Source organism: Streptomyces flavidovirens DSM 40150, from assembly GCF_000429085.1.
Taxonomy (GTDB): Bacteria; Actinomycetota; Actinomycetes; order Streptomycetales; family Streptomycetaceae; genus Streptomyces; species Streptomyces flavidovirens.
Window position 1 is genome coordinate 302,886 of sequence record NZ_AUBE01000007.1, and the last position, 23,490, is coordinate 326,375.

General features: G+C 70.2%; 24 protein-coding genes and 1 pseudogene. 13 read left to right on the forward strand and 12 right to left on the reverse strand.

Annotated features, from left to right (window positions below; genetic code table 11):
* Nucleotides 1-3: 3 nt before the first annotated feature.
* The 3 genes and pseudogenes from G412_RS37170 to G412_RS34440 all read right to left on the reverse strand — a co-directional run bounded on the left by G412_RS37170 (nt 4) and on the right by G412_RS34440 (nt 3,055).
* Nucleotides 4-357 (reverse strand): hypothetical protein, encoded by a 354-nt coding sequence (locus tag G412_RS37170; protein WP_157839096.1) that lies wholly within the window; start codon nt 355-357, stop codon nt 4-6.
* Nucleotides 358-480: 123 nt separating this feature from the next.
* A pseudogene (locus tag G412_RS34435) lies at nt 481-1,348 on the reverse strand (D-alanyl-D-alanine carboxypeptidase family protein).
* 72 nt (nt 1,349-1,420) lie between these two features.
* Nucleotides 1,421-3,055 carry a hypothetical protein gene (locus G412_RS34440; RefSeq protein ID WP_244282964.1) on the reverse strand — a complete coding sequence of 545 codons (1,635 nt, stop codon included), beginning with the start codon at nt 3,053-3,055 and terminating at the stop codon, nt 1,421-1,423.
* A gap of 228 nt (nt 3,056-3,283) precedes the next feature.
* Here G412_RS34440 and G412_RS34445 point away from each other — a divergent pair, with 228 nt between their 5' ends.
* Entirely contained in the window at nt 3,284-4,129 is an 846-nt protein-coding gene (locus tag G412_RS34445; RefSeq protein WP_051338346.1) for a class I SAM-dependent methyltransferase, read from the forward strand.
* A gap of 79 nt (nt 4,130-4,208) precedes the next feature.
* Here the strand turns inward: G412_RS34445 and G412_RS0114610 are convergent, their stop codons facing one another.
* The gene (locus G412_RS0114610; RefSeq protein WP_028812745.1) at nt 4,209-5,075 is read right to left on the reverse strand and encodes a GNAT family N-acetyltransferase; all 867 of its coding nucleotides are present in this window, start codon (nt 5,073-5,075) and stop codon (nt 4,209-4,211) included.
* 167 nt (nt 5,076-5,242) lie between these two features.
* On the opposite strand from G412_RS0114610, the gene G412_RS0114615 reads away from it, so the two are divergent.
* Both G412_RS0114615 and G412_RS0114620 read left to right on the forward strand, forming a co-directional pair.
* Nucleotides 5,243-5,554, forward strand: coding sequence for a hypothetical protein (locus G412_RS0114615; RefSeq protein ID WP_028812746.1), 312 nt, complete (start codon nt 5,243-5,245; stop codon nt 5,552-5,554).
* Nucleotides 5,555-5,859: 305 nt separating this feature from the next.
* A complete protein-coding gene (locus tag G412_RS0114620) occupies nt 5,860-6,063 on the forward strand; it encodes a cold-shock protein (protein WP_028812747.1) in 204 nt (67 codons plus the stop codon).
* Nucleotides 6,064-6,159: 96 nt separating this feature from the next.
* Here G412_RS0114620 and G412_RS0114625 read toward each other — a convergent pair whose 3' ends face one another.
* From G412_RS0114625 to guaD, 4 genes are all read right to left on the reverse strand, one after another.
* Nucleotides 6,160-6,780: an L-threonylcarbamoyladenylate synthase gene (locus tag G412_RS0114625; protein WP_028812748.1), complete on the reverse strand. Its 621-nt coding sequence runs from the start codon at nt 6,778-6,780 to the stop codon at nt 6,160-6,162.
* Between the two features lie 126 nt (nt 6,781-6,906).
* The gene (locus G412_RS0114630; RefSeq protein WP_028812749.1) at nt 6,907-7,563 is read right to left on the reverse strand and encodes a lipoprotein; all 657 of its coding nucleotides are present in this window, start codon (nt 7,561-7,563) and stop codon (nt 6,907-6,909) included.
* A gap of 95 nt (nt 7,564-7,658) precedes the next feature.
* A complete protein-coding gene (locus G412_RS0114635) occupies nt 7,659-8,762 on the reverse strand; it encodes a DNA glycosylase AlkZ-like family protein (RefSeq protein WP_208857873.1) in 1,104 nt (367 codons plus the stop codon).
* A gap of 125 nt (nt 8,763-8,887) precedes the next feature.
* The gene (guaD, locus tag G412_RS0114640) at nt 8,888-10,339 is read right to left on the reverse strand and encodes a guanine deaminase (RefSeq protein WP_341860586.1); all 1,452 of its coding nucleotides are present in this window, start codon (nt 10,337-10,339) and stop codon (nt 8,888-8,890) included.
* A 243-nt stretch (nt 10,340-10,582) separates the two neighbouring features.
* Between guaD and G412_RS34450 the strand changes: the two genes are divergently transcribed.
* From G412_RS34450 to G412_RS40860, 7 genes are all read left to right on the forward strand, one after another.
* Nucleotides 10,583-11,395: a hypothetical protein gene (locus G412_RS34450; RefSeq protein WP_051338347.1), complete on the forward strand. Its 813-nt coding sequence runs from the start codon at nt 10,583-10,585 to the stop codon at nt 11,393-11,395.
* Nucleotides 11,396-11,625: 230 nt separating this feature from the next.
* On the forward strand, nt 11,626-12,231 hold the full coding sequence (locus G412_RS0114650) for a flavodoxin family protein (RefSeq protein WP_028812752.1): 606 nt from the start codon (nt 11,626-11,628) through the stop codon (nt 12,229-12,231).
* A gap of 375 nt (nt 12,232-12,606) precedes the next feature.
* The gene (locus tag G412_RS0114655) at nt 12,607-12,822 is read left to right on the forward strand and encodes a hypothetical protein (protein ID WP_028812753.1); all 216 of its coding nucleotides are present in this window, start codon (nt 12,607-12,609) and stop codon (nt 12,820-12,822) included.
* A 410-nt stretch (nt 12,823-13,232) separates the two neighbouring features.
* Nucleotides 13,233-13,679 (forward strand): hypothetical protein, encoded by a 447-nt coding sequence (locus G412_RS0114660; protein WP_028812754.1) that lies wholly within the window; start codon nt 13,233-13,235, stop codon nt 13,677-13,679.
* A gap of 289 nt (nt 13,680-13,968) precedes the next feature.
* Nucleotides 13,969-15,585 (forward strand): phospholipase D family protein, encoded by a 1,617-nt coding sequence (locus G412_RS0114665; RefSeq protein ID WP_028812755.1) that lies wholly within the window; start codon nt 13,969-13,971, stop codon nt 15,583-15,585.
* Nucleotides 15,586-15,733: 148 nt separating this feature from the next.
* On the forward strand, nt 15,734-15,895 hold the full coding sequence (locus tag G412_RS40855; protein WP_244282967.1) for a hypothetical protein: 162 nt from the start codon (nt 15,734-15,736) through the stop codon (nt 15,893-15,895).
* A 161-nt stretch (nt 15,896-16,056) separates the two neighbouring features.
* Nucleotides 16,057-16,152, forward strand: coding sequence for a helix-turn-helix domain-containing protein (locus tag G412_RS40860; protein ID WP_244282997.1), 96 nt, complete (start codon nt 16,057-16,059; stop codon nt 16,150-16,152).
* On the opposite strand, the gene G412_RS0114675 is transcribed toward G412_RS40860, so the two are convergent.
* The 3 genes from G412_RS0114675 to G412_RS0114685 all read right to left on the reverse strand — a co-directional run bounded on the left by G412_RS0114675 (nt 16,147) and on the right by G412_RS0114685 (nt 18,843).
* The gene (locus G412_RS0114675) at nt 16,147-17,088 is read right to left on the reverse strand and encodes a hypothetical protein (protein WP_028812756.1); all 942 of its coding nucleotides are present in this window, start codon (nt 17,086-17,088) and stop codon (nt 16,147-16,149) included. The two genes, G412_RS40860 and G412_RS0114675, sit on opposite strands and share 6 nt — an antisense overlap.
* 178 nt (nt 17,089-17,266) lie before the next feature.
* Nucleotides 17,267-18,226 (reverse strand): EamA family transporter, encoded by a 960-nt coding sequence (locus tag G412_RS0114680; RefSeq protein WP_078606965.1) that lies wholly within the window; start codon nt 18,224-18,226, stop codon nt 17,267-17,269.
* A 215-nt stretch (nt 18,227-18,441) separates the two neighbouring features.
* Nucleotides 18,442-18,843, reverse strand: coding sequence for an ATP-binding protein (locus tag G412_RS0114685; RefSeq protein ID WP_028812758.1), 402 nt, complete (start codon nt 18,841-18,843; stop codon nt 18,442-18,444).
* A 207-nt stretch (nt 18,844-19,050) separates the two neighbouring features.
* On the opposite strand from G412_RS0114685, the gene G412_RS0114690 reads away from it, so the two are divergent.
* Nucleotides 19,051-19,482, forward strand: coding sequence for a VOC family protein (locus tag G412_RS0114690; RefSeq protein ID WP_028812759.1), 432 nt, complete (start codon nt 19,051-19,053; stop codon nt 19,480-19,482).
* Between the two features lie 37 nt (nt 19,483-19,519).
* On the opposite strand, the gene G412_RS0114695 is transcribed toward G412_RS0114690, so the two are convergent.
* Entirely contained in the window at nt 19,520-20,761 is a 1,242-nt protein-coding gene (locus G412_RS0114695) for a PP2C family protein-serine/threonine phosphatase (RefSeq protein ID WP_028812760.1), read from the reverse strand.
* A 502-nt stretch (nt 20,762-21,263) separates the two neighbouring features.
* Here G412_RS0114695 and G412_RS0114700 point away from each other — a divergent pair.
* Together G412_RS0114700 and G412_RS0114705 are read left to right on the forward strand one after the other, a co-directional pair.
* Nucleotides 21,264-22,370: a glycosyltransferase family 4 protein gene (locus G412_RS0114700; RefSeq protein ID WP_028812761.1), complete on the forward strand. Its 1,107-nt coding sequence runs from the start codon at nt 21,264-21,266 to the stop codon at nt 22,368-22,370.
* A 68-nt stretch (nt 22,371-22,438) separates the two neighbouring features.
* Nucleotides 22,439-23,431, forward strand: coding sequence for a Gfo/Idh/MocA family protein (locus G412_RS0114705; RefSeq protein WP_028812762.1), 993 nt, complete (start codon nt 22,439-22,441; stop codon nt 23,429-23,431).
* Nucleotides 23,432-23,490 lie beyond the last annotated feature (59 nt).

The window sequence follows — 23,490 nt, forward strand, 5'->3', positions numbered from 1 at the left end:
TGTTCACAGGCGTCGCAGCAACCTCCGCAGGCGCCTCAGGGGGCGGGAGCGGCCGGTGCGCGGCGGCGGTTCCTGCGCCGGATGCCACAAGGGCACCTGCGGCATGAGGAAGCGCGAACCGGAGGCCTCCATCGCACAGAAAAGCTCGCCACCCATGTCTTCGACGATGATGCGGAACGGCCGGGGCGGATCCTCGGGCAGCTCGGCGGTCAGGACCGTTGCGCCTTTGGGGCGGCCCCGCCGGTAGGCGACGACCTTGCCGTCCACCAGGACCTCGATGCCGTCGGAATGCCGTCCGACCTGGACGCTGATCGAGTGCCCGTCCTGATCGAGGTGAAAGCGGTGACCACGGGCCATGACGAACCTCCCCGAACGGTGCAGGACGTCCTGTTCCAAGGGTACGCAGCCTCTCCGGAACCTCGCCTCCGCCGCCCGCGCTCCTCCCACGGTCACCGACCGGAGTCTCCCCTGAACGTCCGGTTACTTCTTGAAGCCGTAGTCCATCAGTTTCTTCGCGTCCGTCGCCCGCTGGACCTCCGAGGAGGAGGCGAGGACCGTGCCGATGACTGTCCTGCCGCTCCGGGTCGCGGCAAAGACCAAGCAGTACTTGGCCTCCGGGCCCGAGCCGGTCTTGACGCCGATCGCGCCGGAGTAACTGCCGAGCAGGGTGTTGGTGTTGGTCCAGGACATGTAGCGGTAGCCGTTGTTCTTCGTCGTGACCTTCTGCTTAGTCGACTTCGTCTTCACGACCGTACGGAAGGTGGGGTACCTCATCGCGTTGCCGGCGAGCTTCGTCAGGTCGCGCGGTGTCGAGTAGTTCGAGGTGATTCCGATGCCGTCGAACGAATCGAAGTGCGTGTTCTTCAAACCCAGGCTCCTGGCGGTCGAGTTCATCTTCCCGATGAACGACTTCACGCGCTTGGCTCGCGTGGACCCGCTGCCGAACTTGTCGGCCAGTGCGTACGCCGCGTCGCAGCCGGAGGGGAGCATGAGCCCGTACAGCAGCTGGCGGACGGTGACCTTGTCGCCGACGATCAGGCGGGCCGACGACGCGGTGTTCGAGACGATGTAGTCGCTGTACGCCTTCTGGATCGTGACCTTGGCGTCCAGGTTGAGGTTCTTCTCCGCCAGCACCACCCGCGCCGTCATGATCTTGGTGGCTGGAGCCCGTGGGAAGACGCCTGTCCGCGGCCTTGGTGAAGAGGGTCTTCCCCGTGCCGTTGTTCATCAGGAAGCCGCCCTTGGCGACGATCGTGGGCGCCTTGAGCGTGTCCGCCTGTGCCGGAGCGGAAAGCGGCCCGGCCGTCAGGACGGCTCCTGCGGTGACGGCGACTCCTGTCACGCGCAGGACGGCCTCGATGTCAGTTTTCAATTCGGGTACTCCAAACGCCCCTTGGGGGCGGCCAAGTGAGAATGCCGGTCACTCGTACAACGGCCGGACCGCGCAATGGATGTGTCCCGCACGCCGGCTCCTCAGCGCGACGGCCGCCGCGGCCGGCGGCGATCCGTCGGTAACGACACCCGAGCGCCGCTCCTCATCCAACGGCCCGGCCCCCGCCACGTAGGCGCCGAAACCTGTCCGGCGGCCCAGGTTGGGAAGCGGGTGCATGCGCCACTGGCGGGCGTACGCAGGGGGGCGTCCCCCGTACGAGACCAGGACCGCGACGGGCCGGTGGCGCGCCGTGGCGGCGAGGGCCTGTGGCGTGATGCTTCCGTCGTGGCCGCCGGGCTGGCGGGAGGCGCAACCGGTCCGGAACGCGACCCGGACCGCCTCGTCACCGCTGATCACACACGGCGGACGTACGCCCAGCGCCCGCAGTTCGGCGGCGATCCGGGTGAGGTCCGCGGTGTCACGCCGTACCCGGTTCGCGACCCCGTCGACCAGGACGTACTGAATCGCCAGGTGGACGACGACGGCCACGGCGACGAGCCCCGCCGTGATACGCCGCCACCGCGCCCGCGGCGCGCACGCCCGGACCAGGCACTGCGCCACGGGCAGGGCCAGCAGGGCGTACGCGGGCAGCAGGAAACGCGGCGCCGCGTACCCGACGGTGAACAGATAGGGCGCCGCCAGGGCCACCCCCACCACCGTGGCCAGCACGATCGGCGCGCGGTACCGGGCGCGGACGGCGGCCCGCACACCGCCCGCCACCAGCAGAGGCAGCGCGAAGAACCAGAGACCGGACGCCGGGTGCCGCCAGGGCACGTCGCAGGGCCGGCACAGCGCACGGCCGCCCAGGGCCCGCACGTGGTCGTCGACGGCGAAGTACCAGCCCAAGTGGCCCTGGATCTCGCTGGCCCGCCGCAGCCGGGCGGCGAGACCGCCGTAGTGGAGGTACGCCTCCACCACCCACTCGGCGCAGCCGAGAGCGACGCCCGCGCCCGTCACGGCGACCAGCAGGCCCCTGCGACGCGTACGCGGGGCAACCAGGGCCGCCGCGACGAGCGGCAGGGCCAGCCACACCGCGTCGGACGGACGCATCAGCGCGGCGAACGCCACACCGGCGCCCATGCCGATCAGCGCCCGGTGGTCGCCGGGGTCCCGCGCGGCCCGCAGGAAGCACCCCACCGCCGCGAGGGCGCCGTACGCGACCCAGAGGTTGGGCATCGCCTGCGAGGCGTAGAACATCGTGACCCACAGGCTCGCGAACAGGGCCCCGGCGACCGCGAGCACGGGAGCGGGCAGCAGCCGGCGCCACACCCACAGCGCGAGGAACAGGCCGCAGCCGGCCAGCACAGCCATGTACACGCGCAGCGCCGGGACCGAGGTGGTCAGCGACGTGACCGGAGCGACGAGGTACGTGATGCCCCGCGCCCGGGGTGCGCTGAAGAAGGCCGCCGGCGCCTGCGGGCTCACCTGACTGACGTACACGGTCTCGTCCCAGCCGAGACCGAGACCGGGGGCGACCACGGCGAGGTGGGCGAGGGCGAAGGCCGTGGCGACGGCCGCCAGGAGGGGCAGCGGACGCGCGGCCGCCGCGGCGGGGGAGCGGCGCTCGCGCGCCTCGCGCGGCACACGGTCCGGCGGGCCGGCGACGAAGCGTGTTTCCTGCATGGCCGGCCTGCCCTGCCTCGCTCGGGGATACGGCCGGGGATGACGGCTCCCCGGCCTGCCTGTCCCCTCCACGCTGGGGGCGGTCGCGGCGGCCTACCACGCGGAGGGACGCACTCAGCGGAACGGTTCCCCCGAAGGAGTGAGGCGGCGTATTTGGGCGGTGTATCCGGGTTCCCGTGGTTAGCATCCGACAAAAAGGGCAAGCCCATCGATGGCACGGAGGCCGTCATGCATCAGTCACCCGCTTCGCGCCTGTCGGCGAACCGTTCACGACTCGGCCACAAGGTGCAGTACGCGCTGCGGCATCCGCGGCGCGTACTGCCCTACCTGCGCCGGGCGGGACGGGACAGCTGGCTGCGCCTGCGGCACCGCGGGAACCATGTCGCGTACTACCGGGCGGTGATGGCGTCCGACACGGCGCGAAGCCCGGAAGCGGCGGTCGGCGGCGGACCCTCGCGCGACCGCTGGCTGGCCATCGGGCAGATGCAGTACGACTATCTGATGGGGCATGGGCTGAAGCCGCAGGACCGGATGCTGGAGATCGGCTGCGGCAATCTGCGCGCCGGATGGCGGTTCATCCAGTACCTGGAGCCTGGCCACTACTACGGGATCGACATCTCGCCCGACATCCTCATCGAGGCCAAGAAGACCCTGGTCGGGTACGGGCTGCAGGACAGACTCCCGTATCTCACCCCCGTCCAGGACCTGAAGCTGGACTTCCTGCCCGACGCCTGGTTCACGGTGGTGCACGCCCACAGCGTCTTCTCGCACTCCCCGGTGGAGGTCATCGACGAATGTCTCGCGCACGTCGGACGGGTGCTGGCACCCGGCGGGTTCTTCGACTTCACCTTCGACCGTACGGAGGGAGCCGAACACCAGGTGCTCGGCGAAGACTTCTACTACCGTACCCAGACCCTGATCCGGCTGGCCGCGAAGCACGGCCTCGTCGCCCGCTTCATGGACGACTGGGAGCGGCTGCCGCACGGCCAGTCCAAGCTCCGGGTCACCCACCCCGTGCCCGACCGGTCGCCCGCCCCGGCCGTGGAGGCCGAAATGCCCACGGTCGAGCAGTGATCAAGCCTCCGTCGAAGACGGTGGTGGCGTGCCCGCGCCTCGCCCCGGGCGACGCTGCTCTCCACCACCCGCAGGCACGTCACGGATGCCGCACCCGCTGACCACGGGCCGGCTGGTTGGCGATCAGCAGGGTGACGCCGGCCCGGCGGAAGCCCAGACGGGCGTACATACGGGCGACGGCCTCCTGCGCGTAGGCGAGGAAGACGGTGTGCACCCCGCTCTCACGGGCGTGGGCGGCCAACGCCACCATGACGGCAGCGCCGAGACCCTGGCGACGGGCGGTGGGAAGGGTACCGATGCCGCCTATCTCGGTGGTGCCGTTCGCCGGGTGGTAGTGGCCCGAGGCGAGCGGAGTGCCGTCCTGGGCGAACGCAGCGACGAGCGTCTTGTGTCCGGCCAGCAGGGAGGGGCGGGTCGTTGCCACCGTGCCGTCCGCACTGAGCCTCTCGGCCACCGCCGCCAGCTCAGTGCCGCCCGCCGTGCCCACGGCCGTGCCCTCGGCGGCGAAGGCCAGGTGAGGGATGGCGAGTACGGCGGGCAGGGCGGGGTCGTCGGCGTCCAGGGCCCGGAGCGTGACGCCGGCGGGCAGGGACGGCCGGGGCAACGGACAGTGGGCGTCAAGGGCCATGAGGGGGCGTTCCGCCACCGGGTCGCCGACTGCCTCAAGACGGGCGCGCAGCGACGGTGTCACCTCGGCGAGCCACTCGAAGGCCTCCGGCACGCCCAGCTCGCGCTGCCGGGCGCGAACCCTGGCGATGTCGGCGGCGGTGACGGTCACGGGGCCTGCCGAGGCGGGGCGGGCATGGCTGGGACCGCCGTAGTACGGGGCGCCCGCCTCCTTTCGTACGAACAGGCGCAAGGAGCCGAACTCCTCCGCGTCCGCGAACACCAGCGGCACGGTGGCGTAGTACTGCTCGATACGGTCGCGCAAGGATGGCTCGCTCATGAGGCACATCCCATCACGGGGCGCGCTGACACGGCGGAGCGGGGATTCAAGCCCGTCTTGGGGTAGTCGTAACGAATGTTGACAGATCCATCCCGCAGGTCGCCGCGAGGCGTGGGTCCGGAAGTACCGGTGGGCGACGCCGTACACGTCCAGGCTGAGGAGTCCGCATGACCACCTACCTCATCTCCATTCCGGGCACGTTCCTGCGCGAAGTGCCCGAGAGCGCACGAGCCGCGCTGGTGAAGCACCTGCGCCCGGCCGACCCGCAGCACACACAACTGGGCCAGTCCGAAGACCTGGACATTCTCACCGTCAATGACAACGGCACGTTCAGCATCCGCCTGGAGGTGGACGCTGACGACAGTCACAGCGCGGAACTGCACGCGAAGCAGGTGGCCGCCGCGGCCCTGCGGGAGGCGGGCCTCACTGAGGACGAGGCGCCGCTGGGGCCGACAGCGGTCACCGGCATCGACACGTAGGTCACCGGCATCGACACGTAGCTTCGCGCCGACCCGAATGGACGAGCCGAGCCCCAGCCCCCAGCTCCTCCACCTCCCCCTCAGGCCGCATCAACCTGCCCGCGCCCCGGCGTAGCCATCACTCTCATTGGCGTTGCTCTCTGGTGGCCGGCGGCTTCGCCGTGTAGCGTCGCCAGTAGATGTCGTGGTTCGCAGTACCTGCCCGCGCTATGGCGTGGGCGCTTTGCTGTGCAGTGCCAAAGGACCAGGGCGATCACCTCCGGGTCCGCGCGGTGCGGATCCGATATCGACTGAAAGGCACCAGCATGGCCAGCGGAACCGTCAAGTGGTTCAACTCCGAAAAGGGCTTCGGCTTCATCTCCCAGGACGGCGGCGGCCCGGACGTCTTCGCGCACTACTCCAACATCAACTCCTCCGGCTTCCGCGAGCTCCAGGAAGGCCAGACCGTCACCTTCGACGTCACGCAGGGCCAGAAGGGCCCGCAGGCGGAGAACATCACGGTCGCCTGATCTGATGCCGGGCACACCAGGCCCCCCGGAGCGATCGCGCTGCGGGGGGCTTCGTACATCCCTCTCCGAGTCCGAGGGTGCCGCGTACGACTTCGACTACTCGAACCGCGCGGTGTCGCCTGCCCCCCGGCGCACGACCTCGGCTTCGCCGCTGGAGAAGTCGATGACTGTGGTCGGCTCGGTGCCGCAGTCGCCCGAGTCGACCACGGCGTCGACCGCGTGGTCGAGCCGTTCCTTGATTTCCCAGCCCTGCGTCAGTGGCTCGTCCTCGTCGGGCAGGAGCAGAGTGCTGGAGAGCAGCGGCTCACCGAGGTCGGCGAGCAGCGCCTGAGCGACGACGTGATCGGGAATCCGTACGCCGACGGTCTTCTTCTTCGGGTGGAGCAACTGGCGGGGCACCTCCTTCGTCGCGGGGAGGATGAAGGTGTAGCTGCCGGGCGTCGCTGCCTTGATCGCGCGGAACACGTCATTGTCGACGTGCACGAACTGACCGAGCTGTGCGAAGTCCTGGCACACGAGGGTGAAATGGTGACGATCGTCGAGGTTCCGGATCGAACGGATCCGGCTGAGGCCGTCACGATTGCCGAGCTGGCATCCCAGTGCGTAACAGGAATCCGTCGGGTACGCGACGAGTGCGCCGGAACGGATGCTGTCAGCCACGTTGCTGATGGTGCGCCGCTGAGGATTCTCGGGGTGCACGTCGAAATACTTCGCCATCCGCCGAGCCTACGCGATCAGGCCACCGGCGCCGATGCGATGAGGACGGCCCGCCGAGCCCTCCCTTGGCCCGGGCGAACGCGCGGTGGCCTCATAGCGGTCGGCAACGGCGGGCCTGGATGGTCGTCAGCCTCTGGCTGCCATGGTCGTCTTCGCCAGCTCGTAAGCCGGGAGCATCTGCTCATGCTCCTGCGTATCCATCCCGCCCAGGTGCAGCACCACCGCGCCGCGCGAGGTGCTTACGGCGAGTGCCCGCTCCTTCTTCGGCCCGTCCAGGAGCTCGCTGGTGACGGTGTACGTGACCTCGGTGGCGGGGAGTTCACCGGCCTTGGTTTCGCGATAGCGGACCGTCCCGGCCTTCTTCTCGTCCGCCATGAAACCTTCGAGCACCTCGCGCGGCGTGCCCGTGTCGTCGCCGGTCCAGACACGCAAGTAACCGATGTTCCCGGCGGGCTTGGCGTCGATTTCGCAGACGAGCTCGACGGTGCCCTGCTTGGCGAGCGAGCCGAACGCGGGGTCGTCGCCGGCGGTCACCTTCTCCGCTGTCCAGTCGGCCGCGGTGCTGAAGGAGACCGGCAGGGCGCACGGCGTACCGGCGCCGCCGACGGTCGCACCCTTGGCGGCGGTCTCGACCTTCGCCCGGCCTTGCGCGCTCTCGCTCGGCCCCTGGGCCGACTTGTCCCGTACGCCCGTTCCGCCGTCCGGGGCCGACGAGCAGCCGGCCAGCATCAGTACCGCCACTGCCACCGCCGGGACGATGCCCCGTCCCAAGTCCTGCGCCATGAAGTCCCCACCCCTGAGTGTGATTGATCGCCGCAGCGTGCGTGCGGCCACGGATGCCGAGTCCTGCCCCCCTGCACCGGCAAGCCGAGGAAATGTTACTGGGCGATGTGCAGCCGGGCCTCGGACGCGCCGCGCGCCGAGGCCACGGCGGCGGCCTCGGCGTCCATTTTCCTGCGCACCGCGGAGGGCAGCGGTGCGAAGGGCGTGACCGTCAGGTCGAGCTTGCGACCGGCGGCCTTGGCACGCCAGGTACCGGCGATCTCCGAGCCGACCAGCAGCGCGCCCGGACCGCCGATCGCGCGCCAGATCGCCTTCTCCCTGCTCCTGTCGGGCACGACCAGTCCCCGGTCGCGTGCCTGCAGGAACGGATCGCCCGGCGGAAGCAGCCGCACAAGTCCCCGGCTCTTCGCCGACAGCAGTGCGTCCAGCTCGGAGGCGGGCAGCCAGGCCTTCTTGCCTTCCAGCCGCACCTCGGCCAGGTCGTCCGGCCACACACTCTTGACCACGGTCGGCTTGGTGCCGAGGTACTTTGCCACCTCGACGGGCGTAGCAGGGCCGAGGAAGCGCAGATAGGCGCGGACCAGCTCGGTGGTCCCGGACGCCGCGACCGGCACGGGAAATTTCTCGCGCAGCGGAGCCAGGACGGTCTTGCCCCCTTCCGGACGGACACCGATTCCCCCGAAGACCCCGGCCTGCTGGAAGAGCAGCCCGGAGATGTGCTGCGCACCGCACGGCACACACCAGTACGTCAGCGACTCCGGTACGGACGCACTGACCGCGGTACTGACCTCGCCCTTTGCCATCGGCGCGGTCACCACCTCCCGGAACGCTTCGGCGGTGACCCGAAAGGCCTCGACACCGAGTCGCGCTCCCTCCTTGATCACCGCGGTGTTGATCCGCGCCGTCGCGTCGGCGTCGTCCACCGGCCAGAGGGCGGCGGCGAGCGCCGGCAGGTCCGCACGCCGGTGAAGGTGCGGCGCACCGCGGAACGACCAGACGAGTTCGAGGCCGTCAGGGGACGCGCCCCGCGCGGCCAGCGCCTGCCGGGCCGATCCGGTCGGAGTGTCCTGCACCCCCATGGCGAGCACGCCGGGTGCGGGGGAGGAGCGGTCGAACCCGTGCGCTGCCACCCGATAGGCCAGCACCTGTTCCCGGCTTACTTCGTTCCGGCTCGCTTCGTTCCGGTGTGTGCTGCTCACAACCGCACCCTTCGCCCGAGCTGTCCGTACCGTACACACAGCCGCAGCGGCCGGCTCCTCCGGCTCAGCCGCGACTGTCAGAGGTGCGCGCTACGGTCACGTCATGGCAACCACATCACCGGAAGTCACGTCAACGCGGGGCCGCTGTCGCGGTCATGGACGAGATGCCCTTGAGCGTAGGTGGCGGCGACAGCGCGTTCGTCGCCGAGGATCATCAGGGCGAAGAGCCGTTCGGTGAAGTCCTTGGCGACCTCCGTGCGGCGGGCGAGGGTTGCAGTGGCAGCGAAGTCCAGGACGGTGAAGTCGGCTTCTTTTCCGGGCCGGAAGTTGCCGATGACGTCGTCGAGGTCGAGTGCCTGAGCGCCGCCGAGTGTGGCCAGGTAGAAGCCGCGGTACGCCGAGAGGGTCTTCCCGCGCAGGGCGGCGACCTTGTACGCCTCGTTGAGGGTGGTCAGCAGGGAGTAGCTCGTACCGGCTCCGACGTCGGTGCCCAGCCCGACGCTCACCTTGCTCCGGCGCGCGGCGTGGAGGTCGAACAGGCCGCTTCCGAGGAACAGGTTGGAGGTGGGACAGAAGGCCACCGACGAGCCGGCCGCGGCGAGACGGGCACGGTCGGTGGAGTCGATGTGGATGCAGTGGGCGAACAGGGAGCGTTTGGTCAGCAGGCCGTAACGCTCGTACACGTCGATGTACGAGCGGCCGCCGAACAGCTTCTTCACCAGCGCGACTTCGTCCTTGTTCTCCGCCGCGTGGGTCTGCAGCCACAAGTCGGGGTGTTCTCGCAGCAGTCGGCCCGTCATGGCCAGCATCGCCTCGGTCGACGTCGGGGCGAAACGGGGGGTGATGCTGTAGCCGAGGCGGTCCTTGCCGTGCCAGCGGCCGATCAGCTCACGGGTCTGTTGCTCGGCTTCGGCGACGCTGCGGTCGCGAAGGTAGGGCGGTGCGTACGGCTCCCGGTCCATCAGCACCTTGCCGCACAGCATGCGCAGCCCTCGCTGCCTGGACTGCTCGAAGAACGCGTCGACCGAGGCGGGATGGATGGTGGGGAACACGGTCGCCGTCGTAGTGCCGGCGGCCAGCAGCCGGTCGAGGAAGAATCCCGCCAGCGCCCGGGCGTGCGCCGCCCGGTCGAACTTGGCCTCCGCCGGGAAGACGTACGTCTCCAGCCACTCCAGCAGTTGCTTGCCGTAGGACGCGATCACATCGACCTGCGCCGCGTGGATGTGCGTGTCGACGAACCCCGGCACGATCAGCCGCCCACGGTGGTCGATCGTCTCCGCACCACTGCGCAGCTCTTCAGGCAGGTCGCCGGCCGGGCCGGCGTAGGTGACCCTGCCGTCCTCGCCGATGGCGAGCGCTCCATCCTCGAACAGTTCCCATGCCGTGGGGTCGGGCGGGTCACCCGGGTCTTTGAAGAAATGCAGCACGTGGCCGAACACCACCCTCGGACGTGCCCGATGCCGCCCGGCATCACGGGGCGGCGCATGAACCGCCCCGCCCGACCCGCCCGCCCCGCCGTCGGCATGAGCCGCAGGCGCGGAGGAAACAGCCATGGCCGGAAGGGCGGCAGCGCCCATACCGACGAGCACACTTCGACGACCGGGCCCAGAGGGGGGTGTCACATTCTCATCGCTCACGGTCCGAGCTTCCTCGGATACGACGCTCCACCGTCGCAGGACTCCCACCCACCGGCGGTGTCTCACCCGGATGCCCCGCCCCAGGGGGCACGGCCCCGCTCGGACTGTACGACCGGATTAAAGCTGTTGGGCGGCGATCACCGAGCCGGGACAATCCGAGTGTTCAGACGCGGGGGAGGGTGCATGGTGGTGTTCGGGTGTGCGGGGTGCGGCGCCGTCCTGACGGCCCCGGTGGCGCAAGTAGCGCTTCCCGTCCATGCCCGCCAGAAGTGGGGAAACGGGGTACTGCTCCCCGTGCTCATGGAACCGGGGACGTACGCCGTGGACCCGGAGCCTTCCGGGCCGCCATGGCGGCTGTGGAGCGAGGTCGGAGTGGACGAGGCGGAAGCCCGTGGCGTGTTCGCGCCGGTCCGCGCCCTGTCCTTCGGGCGGCGAGCGATCGTCGTCGCGCCGGGCGAGATCCGCGGCACCGTCCTGATCCCGGAGCGATGTGGCGGCTACTGCTGTGGGCTGGACGGCAGCGACGGCCCGAACTTGGCATGCGAGCAATGCGGGCGGGCGGTGGCGACCCGCATCGACGACTGCTCCCTCTGGCAAGCGGTGCGGCTCGACCCGGGCGCCGTACGCCGCCTCCCCGCCGTCGGCCCCGCTCCCGAGACGGTCTCCTGGAAGACGCTGGCGCAGGAGCTGCGGGACACGCCGCCGTTCGAGGAGTCCGGGCACTGGAGCGCACGGTGTGCGGCGGCGGCCGGGGCGGCGCTGGCCCACCTGCTGGCGGCCTCGGCGGGCACGCCCGTGGCCGTCCCCGACGGCCTCGTCGCAGACACGTTCGGCCGCGCGCTCGACGCGCTGCTCCCGTCCGGGCCGATGCCGAAGACAGTGGCCTTGGCCGGACCGCTCCTGCCCCACCCCGCCCCCGAACTCGCCCCCGACATCAGCCTGGTTCCGCAGCATCCGCAGACAGGGAGGCATGGCAGCCATCCGGCACCGGCATGACCGTGCGGTTGGCCGCCGACGTGTGGATGCGTCTGGCGGGCTACCACGAATGGTTGCCGGTCCCCGTCACAGGCGGACTGCCCGACGACGTGCAGGACCATCCGTATGCTCCCCGTTCTAGAACCGTTCCTGGCAGCAACGGTGACCGTGCCGCGGAAGGCCTGGGCGGCCGGGTGGATTGTGAGTCGTCCGCCGGTGTATCAGCGGGGGCGCCGGGCAGTTGACCATGCATGCGAGCTCTAGTCATCAACTGCACCCTCAAGCCCTCTCCGCAGCCGTCGAACACCGAGGCGCTGGCCGAGGTGGTCACCGCGGAACTGGTGTCGCGGGGGGTGAGCGTGGAGTCTGTGCGGGCCGTGGACCTTAATCTGCGGCCTGGAGTGAAGTCGGACATGGGCACCGGTGACGACTGGCCACAGGTACATGCGCAGCTGCTGAACTCCGAGATCCTCATCATCGCCTCCCCGACCTGGCTCGGCCGGCCCTCGTCGGTCGCGCAGCGGGTGCTGGAGCGCATGGACGCCATGCTCTCGGAGACGGACGACCAGGACCGGCCGGTGGCGTACAACCGGGTCGCCGGCGTCGTGGTGACCGGAAACGAGGACGGCGCCCACCACGTCATCAGTGAAATCGGCGGAGCACTCGGTGACATCGGATACACGATTCCGGGCCAGGCCTGGACGTACTGGCACCTCGGCCCCGGTGCCGGCCCGGACTACCTCGACGACGAGCGCGGCCACGACTGGGCCCACAAAACCGCCCGTGCCATGGCCGCCAACCTGCACACCACCGCCGAAGCCCTCGCCGCGCACCCCTTGCAGGCACCGCCGGCCTGAAGGGCCATCTCGTGTCCGCCGATGGTGGCTGCGGGACGTAGCCTTGGCCGCTGAACCGGCCATTCCGAGAGCGGCAAGGGGGGCGGTGTACCTATCGGATCGGTGGGTGTTGAGTAGGCGCGTCCGCACAACAAGCCAACCCCCCTCCCGGAGCCGCCGGTTACCGTACTGGTCGTCGTCGACGACGAACCACCCCGACCGGGCTGCGACCCGTGCTGTCCGTCAAATCCGGCCTCGCCGACCCTGGGTGCGCTCGCACCCAGGCGGTGGTGGCAGCGCCGCCACGAGCCTGCGCGCCTTCCTCACTGGCGTGGGCGTGACGGCGGCAGCGGCGGCGCTCGTCCTCGGCGCCGGTACGTCGCGGCGCGGACGGCGGTGGGCCGAGCTCCGCTGTGGGCGGCCATCGGCACGCACCTGACCTTCCTGACCGTCAACCGGATCGTTCTGGAAGGCGACCGGCGCCATGCGGGCTGGTCCGTAGCCCAGCTGACACCGGACGCGCTCCTGCTCATTCTCACGTACCTTCTGGTCGCAATCGCCGGTTTCGCGCTGTGTCGACGCCTGGGACAGCGCCAGGAAGCGGGGCCGTGACGGAAATTCGGATGACTACTGATGGGCATGGGGGGTACTCAAAAGATTTTTCCCGCCGCGAATACTGGTGACCGGACGGGGCAAGCGCCCAGATGTGAACGGCGACCAAGAGCGTGGCAACGAGAATCCGCAGGCTGAACAGCCGGCTGGGGACCAGACCGTGGAGGACGTGGCGGACGCCGTGTCCGCCACCGTCACTTCATTGCGCCGGCAGGCGGCCAGGGTGCATGCGGGCCTGCCACCCGTCGAGGAAGAACCGGCCACGCCTCCGGCAGTGCCCTGACCATCGGGTGGTTTCGGCAGGAGGGCAGGCAGGGGGAGGGGGAGGCCGCCATGGGCGCGGTCCCGGCGACGGCCGGCCCCCGGAACGTTCGGGCAACGTGTGGCCGTCGTTCCGCGTCCTTGGGGGAGTGAACGAACTTCTCGACTCCTCCAGCCCTGACGAATCCGAAGAGACGGTGCGGCCCGGTCCGCTGTGGCGCCACGCCGCGTGGGCGGCGGGCATCACCGCCTGTGCGGTGGGCGTGGGCTGGGTCAGTGCCCTGTTCCGTATCGGCCCGGCGGAGTACGGGCTGCCGTCCGCCGCGCCGGGTGCGGTCTGGCCGTATCTCGTCGCCTGGACCGCGACCGGCCTGGCGGCGGCGGCCACGCTGCGGGCCGTGGCCGCCAGGGTGCCGGTCTACGCACCGGGGCGGACCGCGGCCCTGCTGACCGCCCTGGGCACCCGGCTCTCCCTGGGCTGGCGGCCGGAGGCGCCGGTGCTGGGTGCGATGGCCGCGGCCGCACTGACAGTGGCGGCCCTATGGTGCGCCCTCGCGCTGCGCTCCGGGTCCTCGGCAACCTCGGCGGGGGAGTGACGTCCGGCGGGTGACCGGGAGGTGAAGGCGACGCCGTCGGGCGGATATCCACCTGGTCGCAGCCCGCGCCTCCCTCACCCGCACCGCGGAGACGCTCACCCGGAGTCAGGCCGCTACGCAGCGTGGCCGCCCACGGGGTGGCCGCCCCACGGTGGCGTGACACACGCCTGCCTCACCGCAGGTACGGCGCCCGTGAGCGGCCGACACCGCCCGGCGTGGTCCGCTCCGGATGAGCGGGCGCGAACCGGGTAGCCGTACGGACGGGATCGAACGGGCGGAGGGCCATGCCGTGGGACTCACCGACTGGCTGCTGACATCCGGCGAACGCGGCAACCCCGCGACCCGCCTGGACAGCCGCCGCCCGGACCGAGCGGCCTGGTCGGACGACAACCACGTGCGGCCCCTGGTCCACGGTGCGACGTACTTCGGAGAACTCCTCGCCGCGATCCGCGCCCAGCGCGCCGGTGACCTGTTTCTGTTCACCGACTGGCGCGGTGATCCCGACGAGCGGCTCGCGGGTCACGGCACCGAAATCGGCACCGTCCTGGGCGAGGCCGCGCAGCGCGGTGTGATCGTCAAAGGACTGGTCTGGCGCTCCCACCTGGACCGCTTCCAGTTCAGCGAGACCGAGAACCGCCACCTCGGCGAGGAGATCGAAGCGGCGGGCGGCGAGTGCCTGCTCGACATGCGGGTGCGTCCAGGAGGTTCGCACCACCAGAAGCTGGTGGTACTCCGCCATCCCGGCCGCCCCGAGCTCGACGTCGCGTACGTCGGCGGCACCGACCTGTGCCGCAACCGGAACGACGACGCCGCCCACCACGGCGACCCGCAGCCACAGCCCATCTCCGCCGCGTACGGACCGCACCCACCGTGGCACGACATCCAGCTCGCCCTGCGCGGGCCCGCCGTCGGCGACATCGAAGCCTGCTTCCGCGAACGCTGGGACGACCCGGCCCCTCTCAGCCGCAGCCCCCTCACCCGACTGCGAGAGCGCGCACACCGGGAGGACACCCACGCGGACCCCCTGCCGCCCCAACTGCCCGACCCCCGGCCCTGCGGCACGCACACCGTCCAAGTCCTGCGCACCTACCCGAACCGTCTGCTGCGTGGCTACGACTTCGCCCCCAACGGGGAGCGCAGCATCGCGCGTGGCTACCTCAAGGCGCTGCGGCGGGCCCGTGCGCTCATCTACCTGGAGGATCAGTACCTGTGGTCTCCGCACGTGGTGAAGTTCTTCGCCGAGGCGCTGGCCGCCAACCCGCGCCTGCGCCTTGTCGCGGTCATCCCCTCCTTCCCCGAACAGGACGGCCGGATCACACTGCCGATGAACCTGGTCGGCCGGATCACGGCCCTGGAAAAACTGCGACGCGGGGGTGAGGGGCGCGTCGCGGTGTACGGGCTGGAGAACCATGCCGGGACACCGGTCTACGTGCACGCCAAGGTGTGCGTGATCGACGACGTATGGGCCTCGGTGGGGTCCGACAACATCAACCTCCGCTCCTGGACCCACGACTCGGAACTCGACTGCGCCGTCCTGGACGCCAGCACCGACCCCCGTGAGCCGCGCGACCCCGCAGGGCTCGGGGACGGTGCGCGCGGTTTCGCCAGGAACCTGCGACTGGAGCTTTCGCGCGAGCACCTGGACAGGGAGGCCCCCGAAGCGGCTGACGCGCCGGACGTCCTCTGCGATCCGGTGAGCGCCTTCGACGCTTTCGCGGCGAGCGCCGCCGCGCTGGATTCCTGGCACGACAGCGGCCGGGCCGGGCCCCGGCCTCCCGGCCGCCTCCGCACCTACCGCCCACCGGACCTCTCGCAACCGGCGAAGGCGCTCTCGACGCCTCTGTACCGCCTTTTCGTCGACCCCGACGGCCGGCCCTTCCTGCTGCGCCGCCACAACACGTACTGAGGCCAGCGATAATGGGCGGCTTGAGTCAAGCGCGACCAGACGGGGCGACAGTCGCAGGGGCGAGCCCGCGGCGCCGTGGTGAAGGGACTTCCCCGGCTGCTCGTCGAAAGCCTCGACCGGCCGGCAGCCGCGGCCCTGGTAGCACTTCGTGACGGCCCTGCACCTCCATGGCGGCTGCGGCGACTTCGAACGCGCTCGCACCGGGCTGCTCGACGGGGAATGGCTGCGCCGCCTTCCGCGCAAGATCGATGCTCGTGATCACCTCCGTGATGCGCTGGAGGTTTTTGAGAAGCTCGGCGCCCGGCCCTGAGCCGGACGGGCCCGGGCGGAACTGCGGGCCGCGGGCGAGAGCACTGGCGTGAGTGGCCCCGCGGACGGACGGCTCAGCCGGCTGAACCCGCAGGAGCGTGAGGTCGTACGGGGCTGGCCGCCACCGGGGCGACCAACCGCGAGATCGCCACGCAGCTCTTCCTGAGCCCCCGCACGGTCGGGCACCACCTCTACCGCGCCTTCCCCGAACTCGGCGTCAGCTCCCGCACCGAACTCGCCGCGCTCCCGGTCTCATGACTCCGGCGCCGAGTAGATCATCCGGATCTGGGCGGTCCGGTAACCGGCTCGGGCGAAGGCCGCGGCCATCGGCGCGTTGCCCGTGTCCGTGGTGGCGGTGATCAGCTCGGCGCCCGCCTCCGCGTGCACACGGGTGATCTCGGCGAGCAGGTCGTCGACGTAACCTCGCCCGCGCAGTTCGGGCACGACGCCGAGGTAGCCGACGTTGGGGTTGTACGGTGTCGCCGACGGGATCGCCGGCCCGACGGTCTCCCCTTCGGGCGTACGGGCCAGGCGCCACCACTCGCGCTTGCCCGGGCAGTCGAGGTAGAAGTCCAGCTCGTCCCTGGCGGTCGCCTCGGCTCCCTTGGCGGCCAGGTTCCTGCGGGTCTCGCCGTCCAGGCTGCCCACAGCGATGCGCTGGAACACGTGCAGGAACTCCTCGTCCGAGGCTTCGGTGAAGGTGAGCCGGCCGCGCGAGGCCGGGACGCCGACGTCGGGTGTCCACTCCAGGCGCAGCCGTTCCACCTCGTCGGTGAGCCCGGCTGCCAGCGCGGCATCATGCCGCCAGGCCAGGGCGGCCGCGACGGCCGGGTCCTCGCGCCAGCCGTTCGGCAGGGTCAGGTTGTACAGCGGCAGTTTGCGCGCGCCCTGCCCGGCGAAGGCTGTCAGACCCGCGGTGAGCAGCTCGGCCCCGACCGCCGCACGATCGGCGACCGAGGCGTCGACGTGCAGGCAGTCCAGGGCGACCGGGTGCTCGCTGCCCGACTGTCCCCACCACAGGGCACGGGCCACGACCCGGTCGTCGTCCTCGGCGATCCAGGTCCACTCCGGCCGGTACATCCCCTGGCCGAGTTCGACGAGGTAACGGTCAGCGGGAATCCAGCTGATGGGTTCGTCGACCTTCACGGCGACGACGCGGTCGCGGTCGGCCTCGGTCGTGGAACGGAACAACATGTGCTCTCCCAGGTTCTTGACGTAGGCCGTGTCGCCGCGCCGGGTGGTGAGGAGGTGAGGTCACCGACGGTAGGCCGACCGCACGAGACCGGCATCGGTCGCCCCGACTTGACGTGACCACCGGGGCCGTACCGGGTGCGGGCAGGGCATCTCGCCCTCACGGCTCGTGGGTCGCGGCTCAATCCCTGCGTTCCGTGCTGACGATGACGCAGACTCCGGCCACCACGATCGCGCCTCCCAAGGTGATCGGCCAGGTCAGGCGCTCGTTGAGAATAAGCGCGCCGAGTACCACCGCCACCACCGGGTTCACGTACGCGTAGGTCGACACCAGGGACAGCGGGGCCGTGTGCAGCAGCCAGGCGTACGCGGTGAAGGCGACCAGAGAGCCGAAGACGATGAGATAGGCAAGGGCGATCCATGAACGGGTGGTGATCTCGGCCAGGTCAAAGCCGTCGTGTTCGCCGCGGACCAGAGCCAGCACGAGGCAGCCCAGGCCGCCCGCGAGCATTTCGTACGCGCTGGTGGCGAACGGGTTGGCCGGCATCGGGATCTTCGAGGAGGCGAACGAGCCGAGTGACCACAGCACGGTCCCGGCCATCACCGTCAGAACACCGGCGAGCTTCACCTCGCCGCTCAGGCCGGGCACCGTCAGCACGACCAGGCCGGCCAGGCCCAGCAGTACGCCCGCGAACGTCCACAGCGGCGGCCGGTCGCCCGAACCCGCGCGGAGCAGCACCACCCACATGGGCACCGCCGCCACCAGGAGTGCGGCGAGGCCGGACGGCACCGACGTCTCCGCGAGGACGACCAGGCCGTTGCCCCCGACGAGCAGGAGGAGACCGACCGTGGCTGCGGAAGCCAGCCGGCGGCGGGTGACACGCAGGGCCACCAGGCCCTGGCGCCAGGCCACCAGCGCGGTCAGAAGCAGCCCGGCCACGATGAACCTGGCGCCCGCCGAAAGGAACGGCGGCATCGACTCCACGACGATCCGGATGCCCAGGTACGTGGAACCCCAGAGCACGTAGACGATCGCGAGGGCTGCCCACACCGTGCCGGAGACTTGGGGGGCCGTGCGCGGTTGCGGCGGTATGCCGACAACGGGGGCTGTGGTATCTGTGGGTGCTTTTCGCGGGGACATGAGGCGTGATCTTAGGGAGCCCGTACGGCAAAACCAACAATCCTGCCCGAAGTCGGGCAGTGATTGCCGTACTGGGCACGTGTGTTGAGGTGCAGACCTGCCTTACCTCCACACCGAGCCGACGATCAGCACACCGGCTGCACACGCGACACCGCTCTTCGACGGGGAGCCGGTGTCCGGGACCGCCGCCGCGGAGTCGCCACTCATTGCCCCGGCTATGGCTGAAGGTGGGGCTTGAAGCAGGCGGTGACGGTTTTTCCGTGCTGCTGCGCATGGGTGTGCCAACTGTCGGCGAGAGACCGCACGATGTTGACACCTCGCCCCGAAACGGCACCCGCGTCCGCCTCCCTGGGCGCGGGCATGGCGGCGGCCTCGTCGTGGACGCTCACGTGAAGGCAGGTGTTGTCCCAGGTCAGCACGAGCTGGGCGTCGCTGTGCGCGTGCAAGTGCGCGTTGGTGAGGAGCTCGGAGACCGCCAGTACGATCTCGTCCACAGTGTCGGGCGCCTCAGCGGCCCAGGGGAGGGAACTCAGCTGACGACGCGTCCACTCCCGGCCCGTACGCACGCCCTGCCCCGCCGGAAAGGTGCGGGCCCAGCCGGTCGCCTTGACAGTCATGGCACGCTCCCTGAAGTTCTCATTCAACAGTGGCTCCAGAGCGTCTACCCTCCTCGGCCAAGGCCACTACAGCTTCGTGCATCTGACGGCATGGTCGTACAGCTCACCGGAGATCTCCGCGGCAACCGTGCCGTCCTCCTCCTGTTTCCGGGGCCCGGCAAATACGGTGGACCGCCAGAACCCCTGATGTTTTCAAGGAGACTCTCCATGAACTGGACACTCGAAGTCGTCCCGGTCCCGGTCACCGACCTGGACCGGGCCAAGGAGTTCTACGCCGACAAGGTCGGCTTCAAGGTCGATCTCGACGACGAGGTCGCTCCCGGAATGCGCATCATCCAGCTCACCCCGCCCGGCTCGCGGTGTTCGATCGCGATGCTGGAAGGGATGCCCGAGGCTCCCGGCATGAAGACGATGGTGCCCGGCACTCTGCAGGGCCTTCAGATCTGTGTCACGGACATCGAGGCGGCCCGCCGGGAGTTGCTGGACCGAGGCGTGGACGTCTCCCCGGTCCGCCATGTCGGCGCGACGGGCTGGGAGGACGGCAAGGGTGAGACCTGGAACGCGTTCATGTCCTTCGAAGACCCGGACGGCAACGGCTGGGTTGTCCAGGAGGCCCCGTCGGAGCTGTCGGAACGCTGATCGCTAACAGGCACGGGTGCACGGCTGCTCCTTCCGGTCATTCCAGGACGGCGAGGTGGTCGGCGGTGTTCCCGTGCCACTCGATGAGGAAGAGGGTCGCGTCGTCGCTGGTGTGGCCGCCGCGTGCCTGCTTCAGCGCGCGGGACAGCCAGAGCGCCCTGGACCGTACTCCCTGGTTCGAGTGCTCGACCCTGTTGACGCAACGGATGAGCCGTTCCTCGCCGAACGGTTCTCCGTCGGCGTCGCGCTCCTCGATGACGCCGTCGGTGTAGCACAGCACCCGGTCACCGCGCTGGAGCTGGTACTCGCTGATCGGAGGGCGTTGCCCGCCGAAGCCGACGGGCAGGGTGGTCGGGCTGTCCAGCGTCCGGTCGACCTGCCGGTCGCGGATCAGCAGCGGTGACGGATGACCGGCGTTGACCCACTGCAGAACGCCGGTCGTGATGTCCAGGTCCATCATCTGCGCCGTGACGAAGTGGTCGAGCCCGAACTGCTCGGCGATGGCCCGGTCCATGAACGTATAAATGTCCGACAGGTCGATGTCCGAGCGTCTGGCATGCCGGTACGCGCCCACCGCCACGGTCGCCATGGTGGCCGCGTTCAGGCCGTGGCCCATCGCGTCGATGACGGCCGCGTGGCGGATGTTGTCGTTGAGGGCGTAGTCGAAGCTGTCGCCGGCGATGCTGTACGCGGGCTCGACGGCCCCCGACACGGCGACCTGCGGTACGGACATCGTCAGCGGGGGCAGCAGGGACCACTGCATCTCCGCGGCGACGTTCATCGGTTCGCGGCGCCGGGCCTGGAAGAACCGGTCGGTGTAGGCGTGCTTGGTCACCAGCATGTCGGCGACCAGACCGGCGAGTCTGCGCAGCAGCCGCAGGTCGTCGTCATCGACGGTGTCCAGGGTGAGGGCCATGACCCCTACCTCGTCGCTGCCGTCCAGCAACGGCAGGTACATCCGCACCCCGTCGGCCCTCCGCTCCTGGACCGTTGTCGCGCGCAGAAAAGCCGCGCCGGCCGACGAATCACCGATCACCTCGGGTTCGCCCACCAGGAGCCTCCTGCCCGGCAGCGGCACCAGAAGCTCCTGCGCGTAGTCCTGCAGAAGGATCGAAACATCGCGGCCGCCGATCCCGGCCACCTCTTCCGCGATCAGCGGAGCGATCAACTGCGGTGGCATCTCGTGCGCCCGGTCCAGCAGCACACCCAGCAGCCGCTCACCGAACCCCTCGGACCGGTCCACCATGCCCCGGCCCGCCCGCCGTTCACCGTCCACCATGGCCGCTCCCCAGGGGGAGGGCGGTCTGCGCGGCCTTCGCCTTGGCGAGGCGCCTTCGGTCATCGCGCCACACCAGAGCTCGCATCACCCGATCGTCACCCGCCGACACCTGGCGGTCCGCGCCAAAAGGCACTTACGCGGGCCCAATCCCCCGAACGGTGCAGACGGTCAGACGGTCCCGGACCGGAAGCCGAGACCGGCCCGCCCTGCCTGGCGTCGCCCCGGTCCCAGGCGCCCTCCGGCGGAGGTCCTCCGCCGGCAGCGGATCCTGGTGGTGGAATCTCGCCAGTCGCCAGGACCCCGTACGAGGACCCGCACCGCGCGGTGCCTCCTCGTCGAAGCAGTCCGCCCGGTTCGCCTCGTACGCCGACCCGTTGCGTTCCGGCCATCTCCCACCGGGGCGGCGTTGACGGTGGGGCGAACAGGTGTTTGCCTGGTGCGGCGGCCCGCCGCCGGGGGGCCGTACGCACCGGACACCGTGACCACCGCGGGGTAGGTACACATGCTCGTCGCGCACTTCTCCAACGAATACCCGCCCGAGACCACAGGTGGCCTCGGGACGTATATGGAGGCCCTGATCACCCATCAGCGGGACCAGGGGGACGATGTCGACCTCTTCTACCTCGGCCCGTCACCGCTGAGGACGAGATCCGTGCACCTGCCCGCCTTCGACGGGGACGAGCTGCGGACGTATGCCTCAGGGGAACTGGCGCGCCGGTCGGGCGGGCGCCGCTACGACGTCGTTGTGTGCCATGACTGGCCCGGAATCGTCGTCTCGCAGGAGCTGTGGAAGAAGGGGGTGCCGTTGGTTTATACCTGCCACCTGCCCCTGACGTGGGACATCGGCGAATTCGACGATGTCCCGTGCGCGTTCTCGCGGGAGATGGAGTTCTCCGCCCTGGCGCACGCCGACGCGGTGGTCGCGGTGAGCGCCTCGGTGGCCAAGGACCTCACCACGCGTTTTCCCTTCACCGCCGGGAAAACGCACGTGATTCACCACGGTACGGATGCCGACTTCTTCCGCCCGCCGGCCGACCGCTCGGTGCGCGAGCCCGAGACCGTCGCGTACATCGGCCGCTTCTACGAGCAGAAGGGCTTCGACCTGCTGCCCGAGATCTTCGCCGCCGTACGGGCGGCCCGGCCCGGGGTCCGTTTCGAAATCATGGGCGTGGGCGAGCTGGAAGCCCCCGTGCGCCGGCGGCTGCGGGACCTGGACCTCCATGACCGGGTCACCTGGCACCCGTTCTCGGCCTTGGACACGGTACGCGCCCTGTACCGGAGGGCGTCGGTGGTCCTCATGCCCTCGCGCCTCGAACCCTTCGGGCTGGTCGCCATCGAGGCGATGGCGTGCGGAGCGCCTCTCGTCGCGGCCAACACCGGCGGTCTGGGCGAGATCGTCCGGGATGAGGAGACGGGGCTGCTGGCCACCCCCGGAGACGCCGCCGCGGCGGCGGAGTGTGTCATCAGGCTCCTCGCGGAACCGAGGCTGGCGGCACGAATCTCCACCGCCGCGCGCGCCGCCGTCGTCCGGGACTTCGACCAGAGCCTGAACTACGACAGATCCCGCGATCTCTACAAACGACTGGCCGGTGACGGGCCGTCGACGTGACGGCCCGTCACCCCCACCGCCGGCCAGAGGCACGGTGGCCGGCTTCGCCCCTGGCGGGGAGAGTGAGTATGCGGGTGGCTGTGGTGGGCGCCGGACGGATGGCCGCCGTCCGTACGCAGGCCCTCGCCGACGTCGAGGGGGTCGAGATCTGCGGCGTCGCCTCGCGCCGCCCGGAGCGCGCGAGGATGTTCGCCGCGAGATTCGATGCCGGGTTCAGTTCCGGTCGCTACCAGGAGCTGATGGCGACCGCTCCTGACGCCGTACTCGTAGAGGCACCGCACCGGGTCCAGGACGACGTGGTGCGGTGGGCCCTGGAAAACGGCCTGCACGTACTGGTGGGCGGTTGCCTCGCCGCGGACCTCCCCACCGCGCGGCAGGTACGACGCCTCGCCGCCGAACGCCGACTGGTCGTGGAGGCCGGGTACGAGGCACGGTACAAGGAGGTGTGGCGCAGGGCCGCCGCGCTGGTGGGGGAGGGCGCCATCGGCGAGGTGCTCTGCATCCAGAGCACCGCTCTGGTCGATCAGGATCCGGCTTCCTGGTACTACGACCAGGCCGGCAGCGGAGGAATGATCGTCACCCACCTGAGCTATGCCTTCCTCAACCCGCTGCGCTGGCTGTTCGGCATGCCGCTGACGGTGGCCGCCGTGAGCAACCGCAAGGTCCACACCCACCCCGGCGCTGTGGAGCACGAGACCTGCGTCGCCACCCTCACCTTCGCCGGTGACGTGCTCTGCACCGCGACGGCCGGCTACGTCAAACCCGCCGCCCTTTCGGCCTGGAGTGTACGCATCCTCGGCTCGGCGGGGAGCCTCGACATGATGCCGGGCGATGACGACCCCGGACATCTGCTGCACTACCCCCGGCAGGGCGCCCCGCGATCCCACACCTTCGAGAACAACACCGCGTTCCACGAGCAGGCCCGAGCCTTCGTGGGCGCCGTCAGGGGGCAGGAGACCGTATCGAACCCTCCCGAGGACGCGATTCTCGACCTGCACCTGTGCGAACTCATCGCCGACTCGGCCGCCCGCGGGGGCACTCCCCTCAGGGCCCGTCCGTAGTTCCCCGCGCGAGCGGACCGTCGAGGCCCCGCGCGTCCGGCACCGGCAACCCAACCGTC